Below are 18,077 nucleotides of genomic sequence, written 5' to 3'. Positions count from 1 at the left end.
GGAGTCGCCACGGCTGGACGTCTGTGGTCCATGCGCCGCCCTGGTAGACGACTGCGTACACAGCCGCACCGAGGACGATGCCAAGCGTGAACACGACCCGCCAGTCACGGGAGCCGACGTACCGCTGAAACCGGGACTGGTCTGAAACGTACGACAGCGTCGACTCCAGGAACGTGCTCGCGCCGGCGGGAATACCAGTGCCAACGTAGATGACGACAGTTCCGAGCCCCACCAGCAGGCCCCCGACAGCGTAGCGACTGATGCCGTTCGGGAACAGTTCGGCGGTTGCCTGCAGTGGGAGTGCCTCAATGACCATTGGCGTGGTTAGTCACCCGCAAGGGATTCCTGGCTGGCCGCGCAGTTGTTCGGGCCCAGTTCCAGCGTGAACGCTTCCTCGTCGTCGACGGCGTTCTGCCCCAGATTCGTCGCGATGATCTCCTCGTAGTTGGCCGGCCGCGGCGGCATGTCCGAGAGGATCAGTTCGACGAACGCGTCTTCGTCCATCGTGAGCGCCTCCATCTCCGCGACGAGCTCTCCGATTGGTGCTGTGTAGGTGCCGTCCTCGGCGGGCTCGGCTGCATCGCTGAAGTGCGCGCCGCCAATCAGCGTGTCATCGGGCAGGGTCAGCACCCGCTCCTGCAGGGACTCGTAGAGCATCCGGGCAGCGTCGGGTGCGCCGTCGTCCCCTTCTTCGAGGTCCGGGCGGGCGACGCTTTCGATGAAGAGCCCATCCCCAGTTGCGAGCAGGCTCTCGTCGACGAGATACGAAGTCATCCCGGTCGTGTGGCCGGGCGTGGAGACGGTTTCGATAGTCGCGTCGCCGACGCCGAACGTGTCGCCGTCGGCCGCTGTCGTCAGGTCGTCAGCATACACGACGCCGCGGTCGACCGCAGCCTCCGGGATGACGCCCTCGACGCCCTCCGCGTCGAGATTGCGAACGCCGGAGACGTGGTCGGCGTGGATGTGCGTATCAAATGCGTACTGTAGCTCCACGCCGAAATCCTCCGCATCTTGCAGATAACGGTCGGTGAACGCCCGCAGCGGGTCGATAATTGCAGCTTCGCCGTCGTGATAGAGCAGATAGCCGAGACAGCCCGAGGAGGGCCGCTGGTACTGCAGGAGCGTGCCGGCGCCGTCGTAGCGCTCGACCTCGACGGCCTCGTAGATGCTCGCCCAGCCGTTCATGCCGTCTTCGAGATGGTCGACGTCGTAGCCGCGCTCCGCGAGCGTGCCCGCGACGTACTCGCTGGCGCCGCCTTTCGCACACAGGACGGTCACTTCGCGGTCCTCGGGAATCTGAGCGAGGACGTCGTCGTCGATGTCGTCCTCGAGGAACTCGAAGTACGGGATGTTGATCGACGTGACGTTCGCACCGTCGATGTGCCACTCGTCGTAGTCCGATTGCATCCGAGTGTCGAGGAGCGTGACGTCCTCGCCGGCGTCGATGCGGTCTTTGAGCGATTCTGGATCCGTTGATTCCACGGCAACGTCCGGCGTCGGAAAGTCGTCGGCGTTCATATTGTGCACTCGTTCCTACCGGTCGGATGCACAAAAGCATTTGCATAGTAATTCACATTACGAACAATACTATCGGCCGAAGTCAGCTGTTCAGAGAGGGCAGAACGACACCTGAGCGACCTTCAGACCTCGAAACGCGTGTCTCGAAATCGAGGTGTTGTTTGTAGTGTGTACAAGAACCGACAATCTTTTACTTGATTGGGTGGTATTGTGTGATACCTCCAAGACAGACCAACGGAGTACACAACCAATGAACGCTGAATTCAACATCGCGGAGACGCTCGACGTGAAAGGTGCATCGTGTCCCATGCCAGTGGTGAAGACGAAATCGGCCATCGACGACCTCGCCGCCGGCGACGTCCTGGAAGTCCTGGCGACCGATTCGGGAAGCATGAGCGACATCGACGGCTGGGCCGCCGGAACCGAGGGTGTCGAACTCCTCGCCCAGGAAGAAGGCGACAACGTGTACAAACACTACGTCCGCAAGACCGAGTAACGATGAGCACGGACACACCCGACGCGGACGGGGCCGACACGCCATCCGAGGACCCGCCTTCGCGTGCGGAGCTGGCCGCCCGCGTCGACGAACTGGAAGACGCGCTCGCGGAGACCACCAGCGAGGACGACACGAAGAAGATGAGCATCATCGCGACGAAGGGAACGCTGGACATGGCGTACCCGCCGCTGATCCTCGCCAGCACGGCGGCTGCGTTCGGGTACGAGGTGACAGTCTTCCACACGTTCTGGGGGCTAGACATCCTCCACGAGGAACGCTCGAAGAACCTCAAACTCAGCTCCGTCGGCAACCCGAACATGCCGATGCCGAACGCCGTGGCCGCGATTCCCGGCATGGACCGCGTGACGACGAAGATGATGGAGAAGAAAATCGCGGACAACGACACCGCGACCATCCAGGAGCTGCTGGAGACGAGCCTCGATATGGGCGTGGAGTTCCAGGCCTGCCAGATGACCATCGATCTGATGGACTACGACGAGAAGGACTTCTACGACGGCGTCACCACCGGTGTCGGCGCCGCGACAGCGCTGCAGGACATGGCCGACGCCGACATCCAGCTTCTCGTCTGAAGCGACAAACCGCGTGTAAGGTAGCTGCGTCGGACGACTACTCTGTTTTTTCCTCGGCTCGCTCACTGCCGACTGCGCCGGCAATCGCCAGCAAGTAGCCGAGCCCGTACTGGACGTCCGGGTCGCGCAGCCCGCGAAGCAGGCCGACGGGGCCGACCGGCTCGGCCGGTTCGCGCTCCGCTTCGCCGAGGCCCGCCAGTAGCGTCTCGATACCGTTGCGGGTGTCCTCGTCCGCGGCCGTCTGTGCGACCTCGCCGAGCGCAGCACCGGTGCCTGCCAGCGAAGTGACCATCTCGTCGTCGAGCGCGGCGGTTGCCAGCGAGCCGACTTCGGCGAGTTCGGCCAGTTCGTCGAGCGTGCCGCTTCGCTGGAGCACGAGCAGGGTTTCGAGCGCGTTCTGCAACTCGTCGCCGTTCTCACCGACGGTCTCGGCCAGGGCGACGGTCTCGTCGGTCGCGAGCCCGTCTACGGACTCGGCGAGCGTCGAGCCCGTGGCCGAGAGCTCACGCACCATCTCGTCTGAGAGCGCACTCTCGCCGAGTGAGAGCACGGCCAGCAGTTCGTTGACGGCGTCGAGATGTTCGACAAACTCGGCGACGGCTTCGGGGTTCTGCTGAATCGCCGCTTCGAGGTCGGCCTGCTCGGTGGCCTGTTCCCCGGACATGGTCAGAGCAACCCCCGTGCGGTGAGCCAGTAGGACTCGTTGTACGCCAGTTTCGACCAGTGGAGTTTCTCCGAGGGCGGCGCCGGCGACGGTGGGTTCTCGTAATCGAACTCGACGAACGACGCCGCGTCCATCCCCGTCTCGATGAAACACAGCGTCTTCCCGTCGTAGGTCGCTGTCGCCGGCCGACCGCGGACTTCGCTGGCGAGGCGCTGGCCGACGACCCCGGCCTGATAGTGGGCGACACTGCCCGCTTTCGGGACGCCAGTGTCGGCGGTGTCGCCGAGCGCGTAGACGTTGTCGGCAGCCTCGGCTTCGAGGGTGTGCTTGTCGACGTCGACCCAGCCGTCGTCGCCGAGTCCCGCCTCCTTGATCAGGTCGACACCGCCGTGGGGCGGAATCGTCACGAGGAGGTCGTAGTCGAGTTCGGTCCCCTCCATCGAGACGAGCGTCTCCGAGTCCGGGTCGACCTCGTCGGCGTTGAAGAACGTCTCGACCTGGATGTCGCGCTCATCCATGATCGGTCGGGCCCACTCGGCGATATGTGGGTTGCCGTGGACGCGCTGGATCGGGTACGTGTAGGTGATGTCGACCTCGTCACGGAGCCCGCGCTCGCGGAACCAGTCGTCGGCCATGAAGACGAACTCGAGTGGCGCTGCCGGACACATGTGCGGTGAGCCGATAACGCTCAACACGAGGTGCCCTTCGGTGAACTCCAGGAGTTCGTCCCGGAGCGCGGTCGAACCCGATTCGCTGTAGTAATCGTGCCCGCCTTCGGCGAGGCCAGGGATCCGTTCTGGCTCCAGCGTCGACCCGGTCGCCAGCACGAGGTAGTCGTAGTCGACTGACGGGGCGGTACCGTGGAACCGGAGTCGCTGGGCGTCGGTGTCGATTTCAGTCACGCGGTCGATCCGGAGGTCCACGGCGTCGTCGACGAGCTCGTCGAGCGGTCGCCGACCGTCGTCCGGTTCGCGCTGTCCGAACGGCACGTACAGCCAGACCGGCTTGTACACGTGGTCGGGCCCGTCGTTGAACAGCGTGATGCGGACGTCGCCGGCGTCGAGTTCGGAGCCCAGTCGGTCGGCGAGGTCGTTCGCGAGGACAGCGCCGCCGGTTCCGCCGCCGACGATGGCGATTTGGTCGGTCATGCTTTCTCCACGTATAGTTCGTAGTGGTCCTCGAGCTCTTCGGTGGCCAGCAGTTCGTTGCCGGCCTCTTCGGCCCACTCCGGGACGTCCGTGAGCGACTGTTCGCTGTCGCTCAGGAGCCGAACCACGTCGCCGGGTTCGGCATCCCGGATCGCTCCGATGAGGTCCATCAGCGGACCGGGACAGGCTGCGCCGCGGGCGTCGACGGTGTCGTCAGGTTCGATATCGGTCATGGGTATCTCACAGGAGTTAGTTGGGGCTGGTCCGTATTAGTATTGTGCTATAATTCCAAGATAGTGAAAAAGAGGGATACGGCGAAGCCGAGCAAGGTTATCGCACGTACGGCGACCACAGAGCTGCATTGAGCGCGACGCGATAGCTAGCCGAAAACACGAGCGCGTCGACGCGGGCAGGGAGCCGAGGACGGCGCCGAGTAGTGTCGAAATGGCCCCAGACGACGTCCAGAGATTCGACAGCCCGGTGAGCGTCGCCAGTCCGACACCGGCAAGCCCGGGACCGTGGACTGCGCGAGTCCGTCCCTCGGTTGTACCAATATTGTCTTCTATATCCACAAGTCTACAACGGTAACATCCGAGTCTCACTCGATGGCCGGCCTGTCTCCGAGTCAGTGTCTCCGGCGGACTCGGATGTCCCCGGACTGCTACCGGCCTGTCTGGGACGCCCACACTGCGGGAAGTCTGGTGTAGACGGCTGCATTGTCGACGAGCACATCGACCGGGACGTACTCGTCGGGGGCGTGGACGGTGTCGGTCCCGAACGCGAACTCGACGGTCGGGATGCCCGCGTTCCGGAGCGTCTTGGCGTCGCCGCCCCCCGTGGCACTCCGCCGGAAGACGCGTTCCCCTGTGACGTCCGCTGCCGTCGCGGTGACAGCTTCGACGAGCGGGCTGTCTGGCCTCTCAGCAGTCCCGACGCTCCAGGAGACGTCGGTGATCGTAATCCCCTCGCAGTCGGCGACACAGGACCGGATCTCCGAGAGCACGTCGGGCGTCTCCACCCCGGCGGTCAGTCGGATATCGACTTCGGCGCGGGCGGACTGCGGGACGCTGTTTATCGCGTCGCCGCCTTCGAGAACGCCGAGGTTGATAGAGGGGTACCGGAACAGGTCGCGAGCGACATCTTCGCCCAGTGACGGGGCGTAGTATTCGACCGACTCGTCGACGATCGACTCCAGGTCGGGGTCGATATCGAGTCGCCTGGAGCCAAAGCGGTCCCGCAGCGTCTCGACGGCGTCGTAGAGCCGGTCGATAGCGTTGACGCCGAGTACCGGCCGGGAGCCGTGGGCCCCCTCGCCGCTGGCTTCGAGCGTCAGCCAGATGCTGCCCCGGTCAGCGATTGTAACGGAGTGGTGGCCCGCCTCGCAGGTCGGCTCGCCGATCACGCACGCGTCGGCGTCGAGTCGTCCGGCCTCCAGCAGCGCGGGAAGGCCGGCGTCGCCGCCCACTTCCTCGTCGCTCACGAAGGCGAACTGGAGTGTGACAGGCGGCTCAGCGGCAGTCGCGGCGAAGGCCCGGATGGTAAACAGCATCGACGCCACGGCACCTTTCATATCGGTCGCGCCGCGGCCGTACACACGGTCGTCGTCGCGCTCGCCGAGCGGGTCGTGAGTCCAGGCATCGGCGTCGAACGGTACCGTATCGAGGTGACCGTTGTACAGCAGCGTTCGGTCCGCCTCACCGGGAATCCGAACGAGGAGGTTCGGCTTCGCCGGGTCGACTGCGAACCGCTCGACATCGACCGAGAGCGGGTCGAGGAACCCCTCGATATCGGTCACAATCTCGCGCGTATCTCCGGGTGGATTCGACGTGTCGCTTGCTATGAGGTCGAGGGCGAGTGTGACCAGTTCTTCGCGGTGGTCTCGAACGTAGTCGGGTGGAGTAGCGTCGCTCATGCGTGGTCGAATTTGCCGTCGAGGACGTTCGCTGCCGTCAATACCGGGTCCCGGACGGGACTGAATGGGGGCGCGTAGGCGAGGTCGGCAGTCCGCAGTTCGGTCACCGTCATGCCCGCTGTGAGCGCCATTGCGACCGTGTCACTCATGTTTTATGAAAGGAACGGCGCATTCAAAAGTATTTCGTGAATATTACAATACTACAAACTACCAATCGGCAAACTCTGGCCATCGAGAAAGTCGCCGGGCAAGAAGGATAGGGAGGGCTTGAACCGTTTCCAAATCGCACATCGACGAGAGCACATCTGGTCTCCATCACACGGAAACAGACCTGGTCTCTCCTGCACAACGAGTGGCTGCTTACCCGAACAACGGGACCTTATCGCGAGGGGAAAACCGACTATCCGTCTGGAGACCTGTCCCGTCGGCCGGAGCTTCGCTCCCGGGTTAGGCACCTGCGGGGCCGGTGGAATCAGGCGTGGCTCTCGATTACCGAGCGGAGCTGTGCTTCGTCCTGCATCCCGACGAGTCGCTCGACCGGCGCCCCGTCAGCGAATAGCAGGAGCGTCGGGACCCCCTGGACGCCGTACTCGGCGGCGAGTTGCTGGTTCGCGTCGACGTCGACCTTTGCCACTGTCGCAGCGGTTTCGGCGGCCACCGTTTCGACGACGGGTTCGAGCATCTGGCAGGGGCCACACCAGTCTGCGTAGAAGTCGACCAGAACGACGTCGTGCTCGGTGGCTATGTCGGTCAGCTCGGATTTTCCATCGACCGAGATCGGCTCGGAAACGCGCTCTGGTTCCGACTCGTCGGCGCTCCCCGCTTTGCCTCGGTCACGGAGTTCGTTCAGTTTTTGCCGTCTGATCTCCTCTAGCTCGTCGGTCATCGCTCTGACCTTCGACCTGAATCGACTTATTTGTTTTGCATATAGTATACAATACTGCACCGCATTGAGAGAGTGTCTGAAATGGGCCGCCAACAGCGGCGGACTCCGACCACGAGAGCCCGAGCAGTCGGTCGACAGTCGGTCGAACGGCCACCGCCGTGGTACCGACGATAACAGAGCTTTCCGGCCGGGCAGGAGGTCAGAGGGGTCGCTGTTCATGTGACGGGAGACCCCAAGAGCCTTTGTCCTGTAGGCACAATACAATACACGAATGGTTCTCCCAATCGACCCCAGTCAGATCGACCCTGAAGACATCGGCGAACAACAGACGACGCTGGAAATGAGCCACGAAGACGCGATCGAACACGTCCGGGACGTGTTCACCGACGCTGGATTCGGCGTCCCCGTGGAGTTCTCGCCCTCCGACATGCTCAACGAGAAGATCGACGCGGGTCGGGACCCCTACTACGTGCTGGGAGCCTGCAACCCCGAGGTCGCCGACCGTGCCCTCGATGCGACAGACAACAAACTCGGTGCGCTCATGGCCTGTAACGTCGTCATCTGGGAGGAAGAGCCCGGGCAACAGCGCGTCTATCACGTCTCCATCATGCGCATCGCCCGCCTCGTCGGGATGGCACCCGACAACGAGGAGATGGCGGACATCGTCGCCGACACCGGCGAGATCGTCGACGAGGCGTTCCGGAACCTCTAACATGGGCTATCACACGTTCGAGGCCGACCGGGCCGACAAACTCGAAGACGCACAGCAACGGTACCGGTTCCTCTCGGCGGAAGAGCTCCGCTGGGCGCTGTCGGCCGACAGCGGCGAGACGGTCGCGGACCTCGGGAGCGGGACCGGATTCTACACCGACGAAGTCGCACCGGACGTTGACCGTGTGTACGCGGTCGACGTTCAGGAGGCGATGCACGACTACTACCGGGAGAAAGGTGTCCCTGACAACGTCGACCTCGTGACGAGTGCGGTCGACGACCTCCCCCTCGATACCGGGAGCCTCGACGCGGCGTTCTCGACGATGACATACCACGAGTTCGCTAGCGAGGGGGCGCTGACCGAGGTCGCACGCGTGCTCAAGCCACGGGGGACGTTCGCTATCGCCGACTGGGCAGCCACCGGAAGCGGTCGCGATGGCCCACCCGTCGACGAGCGGTTTTCAGCTGCCGAGGCCACGGAGGCGCTCCGCCAGCACGGCTTCACCGTCGAGTTCGAGGCGGTGCGACCGGAGACGTTCCTGGTAGTTGTGAGTGCCGAGTGAGGTCACGGCACCCACTGTCCACGCCGGTTTTCCGAATGCCGCCCGCGGGTATCATCGGTTGAGTTGCTTGACCGGTCTCGTCCCTGGTAATCTAGTTACATCGGACACCGAATCGGCCCATAAGACCGGCTGTTTCGATAGGTATAGATTCATATATGTACCGAGACACGCCTATCTTGTAAAAGTATTCCTGTTTTGGGAATAAAAAGCTCTTTTAGACTTCTAAATATATTTACGACTGATAGCAGCACTATATGAGATGTATGTTCAGATATCTCCAGAAAAGTGTCTCGTATTGGTGTCAGATATACCTCGATACGTGCAGTCCCAGATTAAAACGGTTTGCCCACCGATCGCATTGCAGTCGTGCGGCCGGCGTATGCAGTGATATTTAATGGGTGCTACGATCCGTGGCTCTGTTGCCGACGGACGGCCATGTCCGTCACCGGTGGACTTCTCTGATGACGACCTCCTGAATGCCGTCGTGGAGTGTCGTCTGTTCGAGTTGCCTGAGCTGCTCGGCGCTTGCGTCGACCGTCGCGACGTGATTCCCTGCAAGCTCGCCCGCTTGACTCTTGAAACAGGTCGGTCCACAGGGGAGCAGTATTTCCGCGTCGTTCCGATAGCCCGGATAGAGCAACAGGTCGCCACGCGACGGATACGTCGTGTGGTTTTCTCGGGGCAGTTCCGGGAGGTCGACCTCATCGATGTTGATCCACGTCGCGATGCCGCTCCAGCGGACGTGCATCAACTCCGAGCGAAGCGGTAACATCGCTTTGAGTGCTGCAACCGTTTCGGGGGCCTGCTGTTCGTGTAGCTCAGCTGTAAACGTCGTCTCGTCGGTCTGAATTTCGATCATTCGTACGTATGGTGTCGCTCAGTGTTCGATGCAAGCAATGCGAGACTCTCTGCGAGGACCTGGGTCGCCACAGCACAGTCCGACCATTCAGCCCACTCTTTGGGCGAGTGCGAATAGCCACCCGCAGACGGGGCGAACAACAACGCTGCATCGGTCACGTTGGCGACCTGCATCGTGTCGTGGCCCGCGCCGGAGTGGAGCGCGAGTGTCTCGATATCACACCGGGAGGCCGCTGTTTCTACGGTGTCCCGAATGCGCTCGGAGAGTTGCGTCGGGGCGATGTCGTATGGGATATCGAGCGACGTTTCGACGCCGTGTTCGCGCTCCAGATCAGCAAGCGAGCTCTCGACAGCCCGGACCTGGCGGTCGATCTCCAGTCGGTCGATGGACCGGAGGTCGAGACGCATCGACACGCTCCCCGGAACGACGTTGACTGCGTTCGGTTTCGGGGTGAGGCGGCCGACAGTCCCGACTGCAGTCTCCGTTCCCGTGGCGGCGATCTCGGTTGCGGTCTCCTCGACATCGAGGACAAGTTGGCTCGCCGCGACGAGCGCGTCGCGACGCGCCTGCATGCCCGTCGTCCCCGAGTGATCGGCGCTCCCATCGATACTGACGTGTCCCCGAGTCGTGCCGGTGATATCGGTCACGATGCCGAGGGGGATGCCCGCGTCTTCGAGGTGCCCCCCCTGTTCGATGTGGAGTTCGATCCAGGCGTGCCACTCGCTCGCGTCGAGGCGTCCCGTCCCGCGAAAACCAGTCTCTGCCAGTGCCGTTCCGAGAGAGACGCGTCCGTCAGAGAGGTCCAGCGCGTCCTCGACCGATAGTTCCCCGGCGGCGACTGAAGAACCCAGGACTCCGTCCGCGAACCGAGTTCCCTCCTCACCGGTGAAAGAGACGACTTCAAGCGGGCGTTCGACGACCACGCTGCTGTCCCGAACGGTTCGGACCGCTTCGAGCGCGGCGTAGACACCGAGGAGACCATCGAAAATCCCACCCCTCGGCACGGAGTCGAGGTGGCTTCCAGCCACGACCGGTGCGGCGTTGGGGTCACACGTCGACGGCGCCCACCGGCCGGCGATGTTGCCGACAGCGTCGACCCGAACGTCGAGACCGACCTCTTCCATCCGGTCGAGTAGGTACTCTCTCGCCCGCACGTTTGCATCGTCCGCCGGAAGGGCGGTCCGGCCGCGACCGGTTTCGGCTGCAACGCTGCCGAAGTCACCGGTACGCTCGATGTCTGTTCGGAGCGAATCGGCGTCGACGTCACTTGTGGTGTCCACTACGCCATACCTCCCTGTGGGTCCCATGTCGGAACGTCACGGACGAGGAACTCGCCGCGCGGGTCCCCAACGACGCCGGAGTCGTCCGCGATGCGTCGCCCTCTGAGGTACGTCTCGACGACTTTCCCGGTCACCTCTCTGCCGTCGTATATCGAGTAGTCCGCCAGAGACGCGTTGTCCGCCGCCGATATCTCGTAGGACTCCGTCGGGTCGAACACGACGAAGTCGGCGTCGGCCCCCACTGCGAGACGGCCCTTCTGTGAGAGGCCGAACGTCTGGGCAGGGTTTCTGGAAAGGACCCGGACGAGGAACGAGTAGGGAAGGCCACGACGGTTGACCGCCTCGTCGTGAAACACCGGGAGCGACGTCTGCAGGCTGTTCACGCCGAACGGACAGTCCCACCAGTTCTCGACGGCCTTCTCGGCCCGCGTTGACGCGACGTGGTCCGTCGACACGATATCGAGCGTGCCATCCCGGAGCGATTCGAACATCGCCTCGACGTCGTCCGAAGTTCGAAGCGGGGGTGACTGGAGCGCCATCGTTCCCTGTTCCGCGTACACATCCTCGGTGAGGGTCGTGAAATGCGGACACGTCTCGCCGCGAACCCGCGTTCCGTCCTCGCGTGCCGCTGCAAGTTCGTCCACGGCGGCCCGTGAGGTGGTGTGGATGCCGTAGTACTTGCAGTCAGTCTCGGTCGCCAGCGTAACCGCATCCGACAGTGCAATGGCCTCCGCGTAGTCGGGACGTGTCTCCGGATAGTCTGTCGGGTGTCCGTGGCCGGTGCGGCGCTGTTCGTCAGTCAGTGCCTGACAGACGGATTGGTCTTCGGTATGCAGGACGGCGACCGCATCGAGGTCCGCGAGACGTTCGAAGGCCAGTCGGAGGAACCCGTTGGAGACGCCGACGTCGTAGACGGTGAAGAACTTGAACGACGGCACGCCCGCCTCGACGACCGCATCGAACTCGTCAAAGACCGAACGGTCCTCGGCGGTCACCGTCGCGTGCAGCCCGTAGTCGACGTACGCCGCCGACGCACTCGCCCGCTGGCGGTCAATAGCGTCGAGGAGTGACCCGCTGTCGGCCCACACTGACCCAGCAGCATCGCGCTCGCGCTCGCCGGTCCACGTCTGCCACGCGAAATTGATGACGCTGGTGACGCCACCGCGGGCCGCCGCCGCCGTCCCGGTCTCGTAGGTGTCGATAGAGTTGAACCCGTCTATGTGGACGTGCGGGTCGACGACACCCGGCAGGACCATCTTCCCCGTCACGTCTAGGGTGTGTTCCGCGTCGGGAAGGTGGCGTTCGTCGCCGGTAGCGACGATGGTTCCGTCCTCGACAGCGAACCCCGTATCAACGGTTCCCTGTGCTGTGGCAAGCGTCCCACCGACGACACGGAGGTCAGCTGCCATCGGAGCTACTCCCGACAGAGGTCTGCCTACGGAGTCGGTCGAACCCGTCTGCTCCGTCTTCGTATGCGATACACCGCACGTCTCGGTCATGTACGTTGTACTGTTCTGGATGTCTCATTGTACAGTCCTCGGTCGCGTGTGGACACCGCGGGTGGAGCCGACACCCCGACGGCATGTTCCGCGCACCAGGTACTTCACCGTCCAGTGACTCGCTGTCCGGTTTGAGCGCTTCCTCTTGCTGGGACGTAACGGGGATTGACGACAGGAGCGACCGCGTGTAGGGATGCCGGGGGTTATCGAAGAGCCGGTCAGTCGGCCCCTGTTCCTGTATCTCACCGAGATACATGACGGCCGTTTCGTCCGCGAAGTTCCGTACGAGTGAGAGGTCATGCGTAATAAAGAGGTACGTGAGGTCGAATTCCGTCTGGATGTCCTCCAGCAGCGAGATAATCTTGGCTTGCACGCTAACGTCGAGCGCGCTGGTCGGTTCGTCCAGCAGCAACAGGGACGGTTCGACGGCCAGCGCGCGGGCGATGTTCACGCGCTGTTTCTGGCCGCCACTCAGTTCGTGCGGGTATTTGTACAGGTACTCGTCGTTGAGCCCGACCCGCTCCAGCATCTGTCGGACGCGCTCCTCGCGGTCCGATCTCGGGACTCCGGTCGCTTTCAGCGGGACCAGGAGTGACTTCCGGATCGTCCGACGCGGGTTCAGACAGGACGTCGGGTCCTGGAACACGAGCTGGATCTCCGAGCGCATCTCGGCCAGCTGCTGTCGAATCGGATCGGTGATGTCCTGCCCGTTGAACCGGATGAGCCCCGCAGTCGTCTCGTGGATGTCGATGATGGTCTTTGCCACCGTCGACTTTCCGCTTCCGGACTCCCCGATCAGGGCGAGCGTCTCCCCCTCGTCGATACTGAAGGAGACGCCGTCGACCGCCTTCGCTGGCGGGTCCGACGAGAACAGCCCCTCGGCCGGGAAGTGCTTTTTCAGGTCTTTGACCTCGAGCACTGGGCCGCTCATGAGTCGCCTCCCGCTGCCGGCCGCTCAGGCTCGGAGAGTCTCTGTTTTGTTTCCGCAAGCGTCGGGACTGGCCCCGTGTCGCCGTCCGCGTGACGGACACAGGCGGCTCTGGCCTGCTCGCCAAACGAGACGTCTGGCGGCTCGCTGGACCGACAGCCGTCGTCAGCGTACGGACAGCGCGGGTGGAACCGACACCCCATCGGCGGGTCCGTGTACTCCGGGACTGACCCGCCGATGCCGCCGGCCATCGAGTCGCCGGACAGGCGGGGAATAGACGCGATCAGTCCCTGCGTGTACGGGTGGCGTGGCGCGTCGAATATCTCAGTCGTCGGTGCGGTTTCGGCGATACGGCCGCCGTACATGATGTAGACGCGGTCACTCAGCTGTCGAGCGACCCCGAGGTTGTGCGTAATCATCAGGATACTCATGTCCCGTTTCGCGATGAGGTCTTCGAGCAACGAGAGGATCTCATCGTGGACGGTCACGTCCAGCGCGGACCCCGGTTCGTCAGCGATTAGCAGGTCAGGTTCGTTCAAGAGCGCCTGCGCGATGATCGCTCGCTGTCGCATCCCACCGGAGAGCTCCGACGGATAGCTGTCCATCACTGATTCCGGGTCGGGCATCCGGACTTCTTCGAGAAGCTCCAGGACCCGCTCCCGGGCAGCCAACCGGTCCGGCGACGAAAGCCGTCGCCGTAGGTATCCGAGGATGCCAGTATCCCCTTCACCACCGAACTGTGCCGTATCGGTGAGTTGCTCTCCGATGGTGAATACGGGATTGAGGCTCGACAGCGGGTTCTGGAAGATAACGCTGATACGGTCGCCGTTCAGTGCTCGCCGTTCGTCGTCCGGGAGGGCCCGGAGGTCCTGTCCGTCGAACTCGACGGCCCCGGAGACGCGGGCTGGCGGCTCATCGAGCAGTCCAGTGATGGCTTTGGTCGTCACGGATTTGCCACAGCCTGTCTCGCCGGCGATGGTGACGACCTCTCCGTGCTCGACCGTCAGGTCGACACCGTCCACGACAGCCGCGTAGCCGTCGAAGCCCTCGAACCCGACCGAGAGATTCTGAACCGAGAGCAGTGGGGCGGTACTGTCGCTCATTGCTCCACCTCTACGTCGAAGAGGTCACGCAGCCCATCCCCGAGCATGTTGAACCCCATCACGAGGACGAAGATCGCAAAGCCCGGGAAGATGCTGATCCACCACTCGGCGGGTAGATACTGGGTGCCGTTTGCGACCATCGTCCCGAGCCCCGGTCTGGGGGGCTGGACACCGAGACCGATGAACGACAGCGACGCGCCCGTCAGGACCACGATACCGGCGTCAAGCGTCGCTTTGACCAACAGCGGCGAGAGGCAGTTCGGCAGTAGCTCCCGGAAGAGTATATGCGTCGTGCTGGCACCCGCGAGTTCGGCGGCCTGCACGTACTCCTCGGACGACAGACTCGCGGCCAGTCCGCGGGCTAATCGTGCGTACCACGTCCACCAGAGCGATGCGATGGCAAACATCGCAATCTCGAGGGTCGGTTCGAAGGCCGACGCGATAGCAAGTGCCAGTACGAGCGGCGGGAGTGCGAGGAAGGTGTCCGTAATACGCATAATGATCGTATCGACCCAGCCGCCGGCGTAGCCGGCAACCAGCCCCAGCATCACGCCGACCGGGACGCCAAGTCCCAGTACGACGGCGACCAGTAGCAGTGCGATGCGGTAGCCGAAGATGACGCGGGTGAGGAGGTCTCGCCCTGCGCTATCCGTCCCGAAGGGATGGTCGAGGCTCGGCGGTTGGTAGGCGTTCGCGAAGTCCGTGAACGAACCCACCTGCTCGGGGTATGGCGCGACGTACGGCGCGAACACGGCCATGAGTGTGATAGCGGCCACTACGCCGAGTCCGATGACGCTCATGGGCTGGTTTACGAACCGGCGATACGAACGATACCACAGTTCGCGACGGGCCGGCGAGACGATTCGGTCAAGTTCGGACGTATCGAACGAGAGGGTATCGATGCTCATGCGCTGTCACCTGCCAGACCGATCCGCGGGTCGATGTAGCTCGTCAGTAGATCGACGACGAAGTTGACCACGACGAACACGACGCCGACCAGCATAGTTACGCCGACGACAGCGTTGACGTCCGAGGTCAGCACAGACTGGACGCCATACTTCGCGAGACCGGGCCAGGAGTAGACTATCTCGATGATGAACGCGCCGCTGAGAAGCCACGCGTACTGGAGCCCGAGGATAGTCAGCGTCGGCACGAACGCGTTCTTCAGCGTGTACTTGTCCGTGACCATCCACGTCGGCAGGCCGTAGCCACGCATCGCCTCGATGTAGTCCTGGCCTTCGACGTCGATCATACTCGAGCGCGTGATGCGAATTATCTGGCCCATCCCGCTAAACGACAGCGCAAGCGCCGGCAACAGGATGTGCGTCCACGCGTCGACGTGTGCTGCAATCGACCCCGACAGGAGGGTGTCGACGAGCATGAAGCCCGTCGATCGGACCACCTCGCCGCTGTACGCCGAGGAGAGCCGCCCCGTGATAGGGAACCAGTTGAGGAAATACCCGAACACGAGCTGGAAGACGATGCCGACGAAGAAGCTCGGGACGCTCACCGTCGAGAAGGCGAAGAACCTGGTTGCGTTGTCGAGTATACCTCCGTGGTGTTTCGCGGCGACGATGCCCAGCGGGATACCGAACACCACCATGAAGACGAACGCGAGCGTGATGAGTTCGAGCGTCGCGGGGAACTTCGTCACCAGATCACGTGCAACGGAATTCTTCGTCTGGAGGCTCTGGCCCAGGTCGCCGACGAAGAGCCGGCGCATGTACTCGACGTACTGGAGCGGGAGCGGCTTGTCGAGTCCCATCTCCGCGGCGAGTTCCGCTACCTGCTCGTCGCTGGCCATCGCTCCGAGTGCCATCCGGGCCGGATTCCCCGGCAGGACCCGTGAGATGACGAATATGAGGACCGATAGCCCGAGCAGGCTGACGGTCATCCCCGAAAGCCGACGCAGTAGCTGGCCTATGCGCGCCATTACACTCGGTGGATGTCTCGGAACGTGTACTCGAAGCCCTGTGCCGGTCGGAGCGTGAGCCCCTCAACGTCGTTTTGGAAGCCGATCGTCTTCACCGTGTGATACAGGTGCATGTCACAGTGCAGATTCGCAAGCTTGCTCTGGAGCTGTTTGTATATCTCGACGCGGGCCTGTCGGTCCGGGGTCTGACGCGCTTCGTCTATGAGGCTGTCGACCTCATCGTTATCGAGGTGTTCCATGCTCATCCACGTGTTTGCGGCCTTAGAGTGGAACTGGTTGTAGAACATCGAGTCCGGCGACGGGTACGTTGGGACGTAGAACACCTGACTCGTGTGTGGCGTGTTTTCTACTGTAGTGGCCATCTCCGTGATGGTCCCCCACGTCTGTGGGTTCAGTTCGACGTTGATCCCGATGTCCGCCATGTTGTCTTTGAACAGCAGTGCGATGCGCTCCTGGAAGGAGTACGATGAGGTGAACGTGTTCGTGATCGTGAGTTCCCCCTCCGAGTAGCCGGCGTCAGCGAGGATCTGTCGTGCTCGCTCGGGGTCGTATGACGGCTGCATCACGTCGCTTTTGTGCGCACCCCACGTCGGCGGTAGTGGTCCCCTGGCCTTCTTCATATCCGGCCGAATATCGTTGACGACCTGTTCGTAATCGAAGCCCCAGGCCATCGCCTCACGTACTGCGGGGTCGTCAGTCGGCGGTTTCTGGGTGTTTATCTTGTTGTACAGCAACCCGAACGTCGGGACTGTGTCCACCCTCGCGTTCTCCATCTGGTCGATGGCACTGTAGGTCTGGGAGTTCTGGTACTGCCCGGTCATGTCCAGTTCCCCGTTTTTCATCAGCGTCTGCACGGTGGAGTTCTCGGTGATTATGCGGACCTCGATGGTATCGAACGATCCGTCAGGGAACTCCTTGAAGTAGTCGTCGTACTTTGCGAACGTAATCGAGTTGCCACGGGAGAACTCAGACAGCTGGTAGGCACCGGACCCGGCGTCGTTGTTGTTGATGTACGCCTGTCCGTAGTCACCACGTTCCCCGTAGTCGCCGTCTTCGAGGTTCTCCATGATCCTGTCCTTGTCGACGACGAATACGAGGACCATGATGGGGAGAAACGGCGCGTACGAGCGATTGAGTTCGAACGAAACCGTCTGCTCGTCCTCGACAACGATGTTCTCCTTATCGAGGACACCACTCAGTAACGATGCGTACCCCTGGTTGAGGTCGAGGAACCGCTCGGTGGTGAATTTCACGTCCTCGGCAGTTACCGAATTGCCACTGTGGAACGTCGCGTCGTCTCGCAGGCTGAACGTGTACGTCTGACTGTCGTCTGAAACTGACCAGTCCGAGGCGAGATTCGGTTGAATCTCTCCCTCGCTGTCAGGGAACACGAGCGGGTCATAGAGGTTTACGAGCGCCATCGCCTGCACGTAGTCGGTCCCTTTCGCAGGGTCGATCGTCCCGAGTCGCTGCGAGATGTTCGCCGTGAGCGTCGAGCCGTCGCCGTTACTGTCCGTCTGTGCCCCGGCCTCCTCAGCTGCGGTGCCGTCGTCAGTCGAACCCGACCCGGACCCCCCTGCACAGCCGGCTAGTCCAGCAGCACCGGCTGAACCGAGTGCAGTGAGGAACTGCCGGCGCGACCCCTTTGCGATGAAGTCAGACGCAGTTATCTCGCCAGTGAGACCCTGACTGTTTCCGGTAACGTCGTCAGTCATCTGTTGGCTCCGTGGGATAGGATAGGGTATTCTAGTTCGTACAGTACTAGCTGGATATTCTGGGCATTCAGTCTCATTTTCGCGTCGAATAGGTAAATCCGCCATCTGTTCAAAAGCTTTTCCCTACATACGTTATAACTACTTCAAGGCGGACTAGGTGAGCGTATACCTTAGTTGCGGTACCAAGTCCTTAAATATCTGAATCAAACGCCGTCGATTCAAAATATACGAACAGCTCAGCTCACAACCGAGCTATGAGTCATCCATTATAC

The 18,077-nt window shown here is 62.5% G+C and carries 19 protein-coding genes and 1 pseudogene; 4 read left to right on the top strand and 16 right to left on the bottom strand.

Features of this window, described 5'->3' with window-relative positions; translation table 11 throughout:
• On the bottom strand, nt 1-316 hold a 316-nt coding region (locus tag KZ498_RS24380; RefSeq protein WP_396276201.1), incomplete at its 3' end, for a YeeE/YedE family protein.
• Between the two features lie 8 nt (nt 317-324).
• Nucleotides 325-1,518: an MBL fold metallo-hydrolase gene (locus KZ498_RS24375; RefSeq protein ID WP_312622293.1), complete on the bottom strand. Its 1,194-nt coding sequence runs from the start codon at nt 1,516-1,518 to the stop codon at nt 325-327.
• 250 nt (nt 1,519-1,768) lie between these two features.
• Between KZ498_RS24375 and KZ498_RS24370 the strand changes: the two genes are divergently transcribed.
• Nucleotides 1,769-2,014 (top strand): sulfurtransferase TusA family protein, encoded by a 246-nt coding sequence (locus tag KZ498_RS24370; RefSeq protein ID WP_312622292.1) that lies wholly within the window; start codon nt 1,769-1,771, stop codon nt 2,012-2,014.
• A 2-nt stretch (nt 2,015-2,016) separates the two neighbouring features.
• Nucleotides 2,017-2,604 carry a DsrE/DsrF/DrsH-like family protein gene (locus KZ498_RS24365; protein WP_312622290.1) on the top strand — a complete coding sequence of 196 codons (588 nt, stop codon included), beginning with the start codon at nt 2,017-2,019 and terminating at the stop codon, nt 2,602-2,604.
• Nucleotides 2,605-2,641: 37 nt separating this feature from the next.
• On the opposite strand, the gene KZ498_RS24360 is transcribed toward KZ498_RS24365, so the two are convergent.
• From KZ498_RS24360 to trxA, 6 genes and pseudogenes are all read right to left on the bottom strand, one after another.
• On the bottom strand, nt 2,642-3,268 hold the full coding sequence (locus tag KZ498_RS24360; RefSeq protein WP_312622288.1) for a DUF1641 domain-containing protein: 627 nt from the start codon (nt 3,266-3,268) through the stop codon (nt 2,642-2,644).
• Nucleotides 3,269-3,270: 2 nt separating this feature from the next.
• Nucleotides 3,271-4,416: an FAD/NAD(P)-binding oxidoreductase gene (locus tag KZ498_RS24355; RefSeq protein ID WP_312622286.1), complete on the bottom strand. Its 1,146-nt coding sequence runs from the start codon at nt 4,414-4,416 to the stop codon at nt 3,271-3,273.
• Nucleotides 4,413-4,649, bottom strand: a complete 237-nt coding sequence (locus tag KZ498_RS24350) for a sulfurtransferase TusA family protein (protein WP_312622284.1) — start codon at nt 4,647-4,649, stop codon at nt 4,413-4,415. The genes KZ498_RS24355 and KZ498_RS24350 overlap by 4 nt, the downstream gene beginning before the upstream one ends.
• Nucleotides 4,650-5,077: 428 nt before the next feature.
• A complete protein-coding gene (locus KZ498_RS24345; RefSeq protein ID WP_312622283.1) occupies nt 5,078-6,328 on the bottom strand; it encodes an ArgE/DapE family deacylase in 1,251 nt (416 codons plus the stop codon).
• Nucleotides 6,325-6,471 (bottom strand): annotated as a pseudogene (locus tag KZ498_RS24340) (pyridine nucleotide-disulfide oxidoreductase); the annotation flags it as partial. The gene KZ498_RS24345 and the pseudogene KZ498_RS24340, both read right to left, overlap by 4 nt.
• 329 nt (nt 6,472-6,800) lie before the next feature.
• Entirely contained in the window at nt 6,801-7,214 is a 414-nt protein-coding gene (gene trxA, locus KZ498_RS24335; RefSeq protein ID WP_312622282.1) for a thioredoxin, read from the bottom strand.
• Nucleotides 7,215-7,485: 271 nt separating this feature from the next.
• Between trxA and KZ498_RS24330 the strand changes: the two genes are divergently transcribed.
• Both KZ498_RS24330 and KZ498_RS24325 read left to right on the top strand, forming a co-directional pair.
• Nucleotides 7,486-7,926: a DUF302 domain-containing protein gene (locus KZ498_RS24330; RefSeq protein ID WP_312622280.1), complete on the top strand. Its 441-nt coding sequence runs from the start codon at nt 7,486-7,488 to the stop codon at nt 7,924-7,926.
• Between the two features lies 1 nt (nt 7,927).
• Nucleotides 7,928-8,488, top strand: a complete 561-nt coding sequence (locus KZ498_RS24325) for a methyltransferase domain-containing protein (protein ID WP_312622278.1) — start codon at nt 7,928-7,930, stop codon at nt 8,486-8,488.
• Nucleotides 8,489-8,930: 442 nt separating this feature from the next.
• Here KZ498_RS24325 and KZ498_RS24320 read toward each other — a convergent pair whose 3' ends face one another.
• From KZ498_RS24320 to KZ498_RS24285, 8 genes are read right to left on the bottom strand one after another with little or no spacing between them, the layout of a single operon-like run.
• Nucleotides 8,931-9,347 carry a DUF3830 family protein gene (locus KZ498_RS24320; protein WP_312622276.1) on the bottom strand — a complete coding sequence of 139 codons (417 nt, stop codon included), beginning with the start codon at nt 9,345-9,347 and terminating at the stop codon, nt 8,931-8,933.
• Nucleotides 9,344-10,654 carry a Zn-dependent hydrolase gene (locus KZ498_RS24315; RefSeq protein WP_312622274.1) on the bottom strand — a complete coding sequence of 437 codons (1,311 nt, stop codon included), beginning with the start codon at nt 10,652-10,654 and terminating at the stop codon, nt 9,344-9,346. Before KZ498_RS24315 ends, KZ498_RS24320 begins: the two co-directional genes overlap by 4 nt.
• Nucleotides 10,627-12,036: an amidohydrolase family protein gene (locus KZ498_RS24310; protein WP_312622273.1), complete on the bottom strand. Its 1,410-nt coding sequence runs from the start codon at nt 12,034-12,036 to the stop codon at nt 10,627-10,629. Before KZ498_RS24310 ends, KZ498_RS24315 begins: the two co-directional genes overlap by 28 nt.
• A complete protein-coding gene (locus KZ498_RS24305) occupies nt 12,026-13,057 on the bottom strand; it encodes an ABC transporter ATP-binding protein (protein ID WP_312622271.1) in 1,032 nt (343 codons plus the stop codon). The genes KZ498_RS24310 and KZ498_RS24305 overlap by 11 nt, the downstream gene beginning before the upstream one ends.
• Nucleotides 13,054-14,157, bottom strand: a complete 1,104-nt coding sequence (locus KZ498_RS24300) for an ABC transporter ATP-binding protein (protein ID WP_312622269.1) — start codon at nt 14,155-14,157, stop codon at nt 13,054-13,056. Before KZ498_RS24300 ends, KZ498_RS24305 begins: the two co-directional genes overlap by 4 nt.
• Nucleotides 14,154-15,065 carry an ABC transporter permease gene (locus tag KZ498_RS24295; protein ID WP_312622268.1) on the bottom strand — a complete coding sequence of 304 codons (912 nt, stop codon included), beginning with the start codon at nt 15,063-15,065 and terminating at the stop codon, nt 14,154-14,156. The genes KZ498_RS24300 and KZ498_RS24295 overlap by 4 nt, the downstream gene beginning before the upstream one ends.
• Nucleotides 15,062-16,090: an ABC transporter permease gene (locus KZ498_RS24290; RefSeq protein ID WP_312622266.1), complete on the bottom strand. Its 1,029-nt coding sequence runs from the start codon at nt 16,088-16,090 to the stop codon at nt 15,062-15,064. Before KZ498_RS24290 ends, KZ498_RS24295 begins: the two co-directional genes overlap by 4 nt.
• Nucleotides 16,090-17,805, bottom strand: a complete 1,716-nt coding sequence (locus KZ498_RS24285) for an ABC transporter substrate-binding protein (protein WP_312622265.1) — start codon at nt 17,803-17,805, stop codon at nt 16,090-16,092. Before KZ498_RS24285 ends, KZ498_RS24290 begins: the two co-directional genes overlap by 1 nt.
• Nucleotides 17,806-18,077: the final 272 nt, after the last annotated feature.

Origin of the sequence: Haloarcula sp. 1CSR25-25, assembly GCF_032027985.1 — an archaeon.
Taxonomy (GTDB): Archaea; Halobacteriota; Halobacteria; order Halobacteriales; family Haloarculaceae; genus Haloarcula.
Note: the sequence above shows the minus strand (reverse complement) of the source record. Positions and strands in the feature narration are given on the sequence as shown.

Coding starts and splice junctions, on each gene's coding strand:
- KZ498_RS24330 (WP_312622280.1), top strand. CDS start 7,486: ATGGTTCTCCCAATCGACCCCAGTCAGATCGACCCTGAAGACATCGGC.
- KZ498_RS24310 (WP_312622273.1), bottom strand. CDS start 12,036: ATGGCAGCTGACCTCCGTGTCGTCGGTGGGACGCTTGCCACAGCACAG.
- KZ498_RS24370 (WP_312622292.1), top strand. CDS start 1,769: ATGAACGCTGAATTCAACATCGCGGAGACGCTCGACGTGAAAGGTGCA.
- KZ498_RS24350 (WP_312622284.1), bottom strand. CDS start 4,649: ATGACCGATATCGAACCTGACGACACCGTCGACGCCCGCGGCGCAGCC.
- KZ498_RS24300 (WP_312622269.1), bottom strand. CDS start 14,157: ATGAGCGACAGTACCGCCCCACTGCTCTCGGTTCAGAATCTCTCGGTC.
- KZ498_RS24345 (WP_312622283.1), bottom strand. CDS start 6,328: ATGAGCGACGCTACTCCACCCGACTACGTTCGAGACCACCGCGAAGAA.
- KZ498_RS24360 (WP_312622288.1), bottom strand. CDS start 3,268: ATGTCCGGGGAACAGGCCACCGAGCAGGCCGACCTCGAAGCGGCGATT.
- KZ498_RS24315 (WP_312622274.1), bottom strand. CDS start 10,654: ATGGGACCCACAGGGAGGTATGGCGTAGTGGACACCACAAGTGACGTC.
- KZ498_RS24325 (WP_312622278.1), top strand. CDS start 7,928: ATGGGCTATCACACGTTCGAGGCCGACCGGGCCGACAAACTCGAAGAC.
- KZ498_RS24305 (WP_312622271.1), bottom strand. CDS start 13,057: ATGAGCGGCCCAGTGCTCGAGGTCAAAGACCTGAAAAAGCACTTCCCG.
- trxA (WP_312622282.1), bottom strand. CDS start 7,214: ATGACCGACGAGCTAGAGGAGATCAGACGGCAAAAACTGAACGAACTC.
- KZ498_RS24320 (WP_312622276.1), bottom strand. CDS start 9,347: ATGATCGAAATTCAGACCGACGAGACGACGTTTACAGCTGAGCTACAC.
- KZ498_RS24375 (WP_312622293.1), bottom strand. CDS start 1,518: ATGAACGCCGACGACTTTCCGACGCCGGACGTTGCCGTGGAATCAACG.
- KZ498_RS24355 (WP_312622286.1), bottom strand. CDS start 4,416: ATGACCGACCAAATCGCCATCGTCGGCGGCGGAACCGGCGGCGCTGTC.
- KZ498_RS24285 (WP_312622265.1), bottom strand. CDS start 17,805: ATGACTGACGACGTTACCGGAAACAGTCAGGGTCTCACTGGCGAGATA.
- KZ498_RS24295 (WP_312622268.1), bottom strand. CDS start 15,065: ATGAGCATCGATACCCTCTCGTTCGATACGTCCGAACTTGACCGAATC.
- KZ498_RS24365 (WP_312622290.1), top strand. CDS start 2,017: ATGAGCACGGACACACCCGACGCGGACGGGGCCGACACGCCATCCGAG.
- KZ498_RS24290 (WP_312622266.1), bottom strand. CDS start 16,090: ATGGCGCGCATAGGCCAGCTACTGCGTCGGCTTTCGGGGATGACCGTC.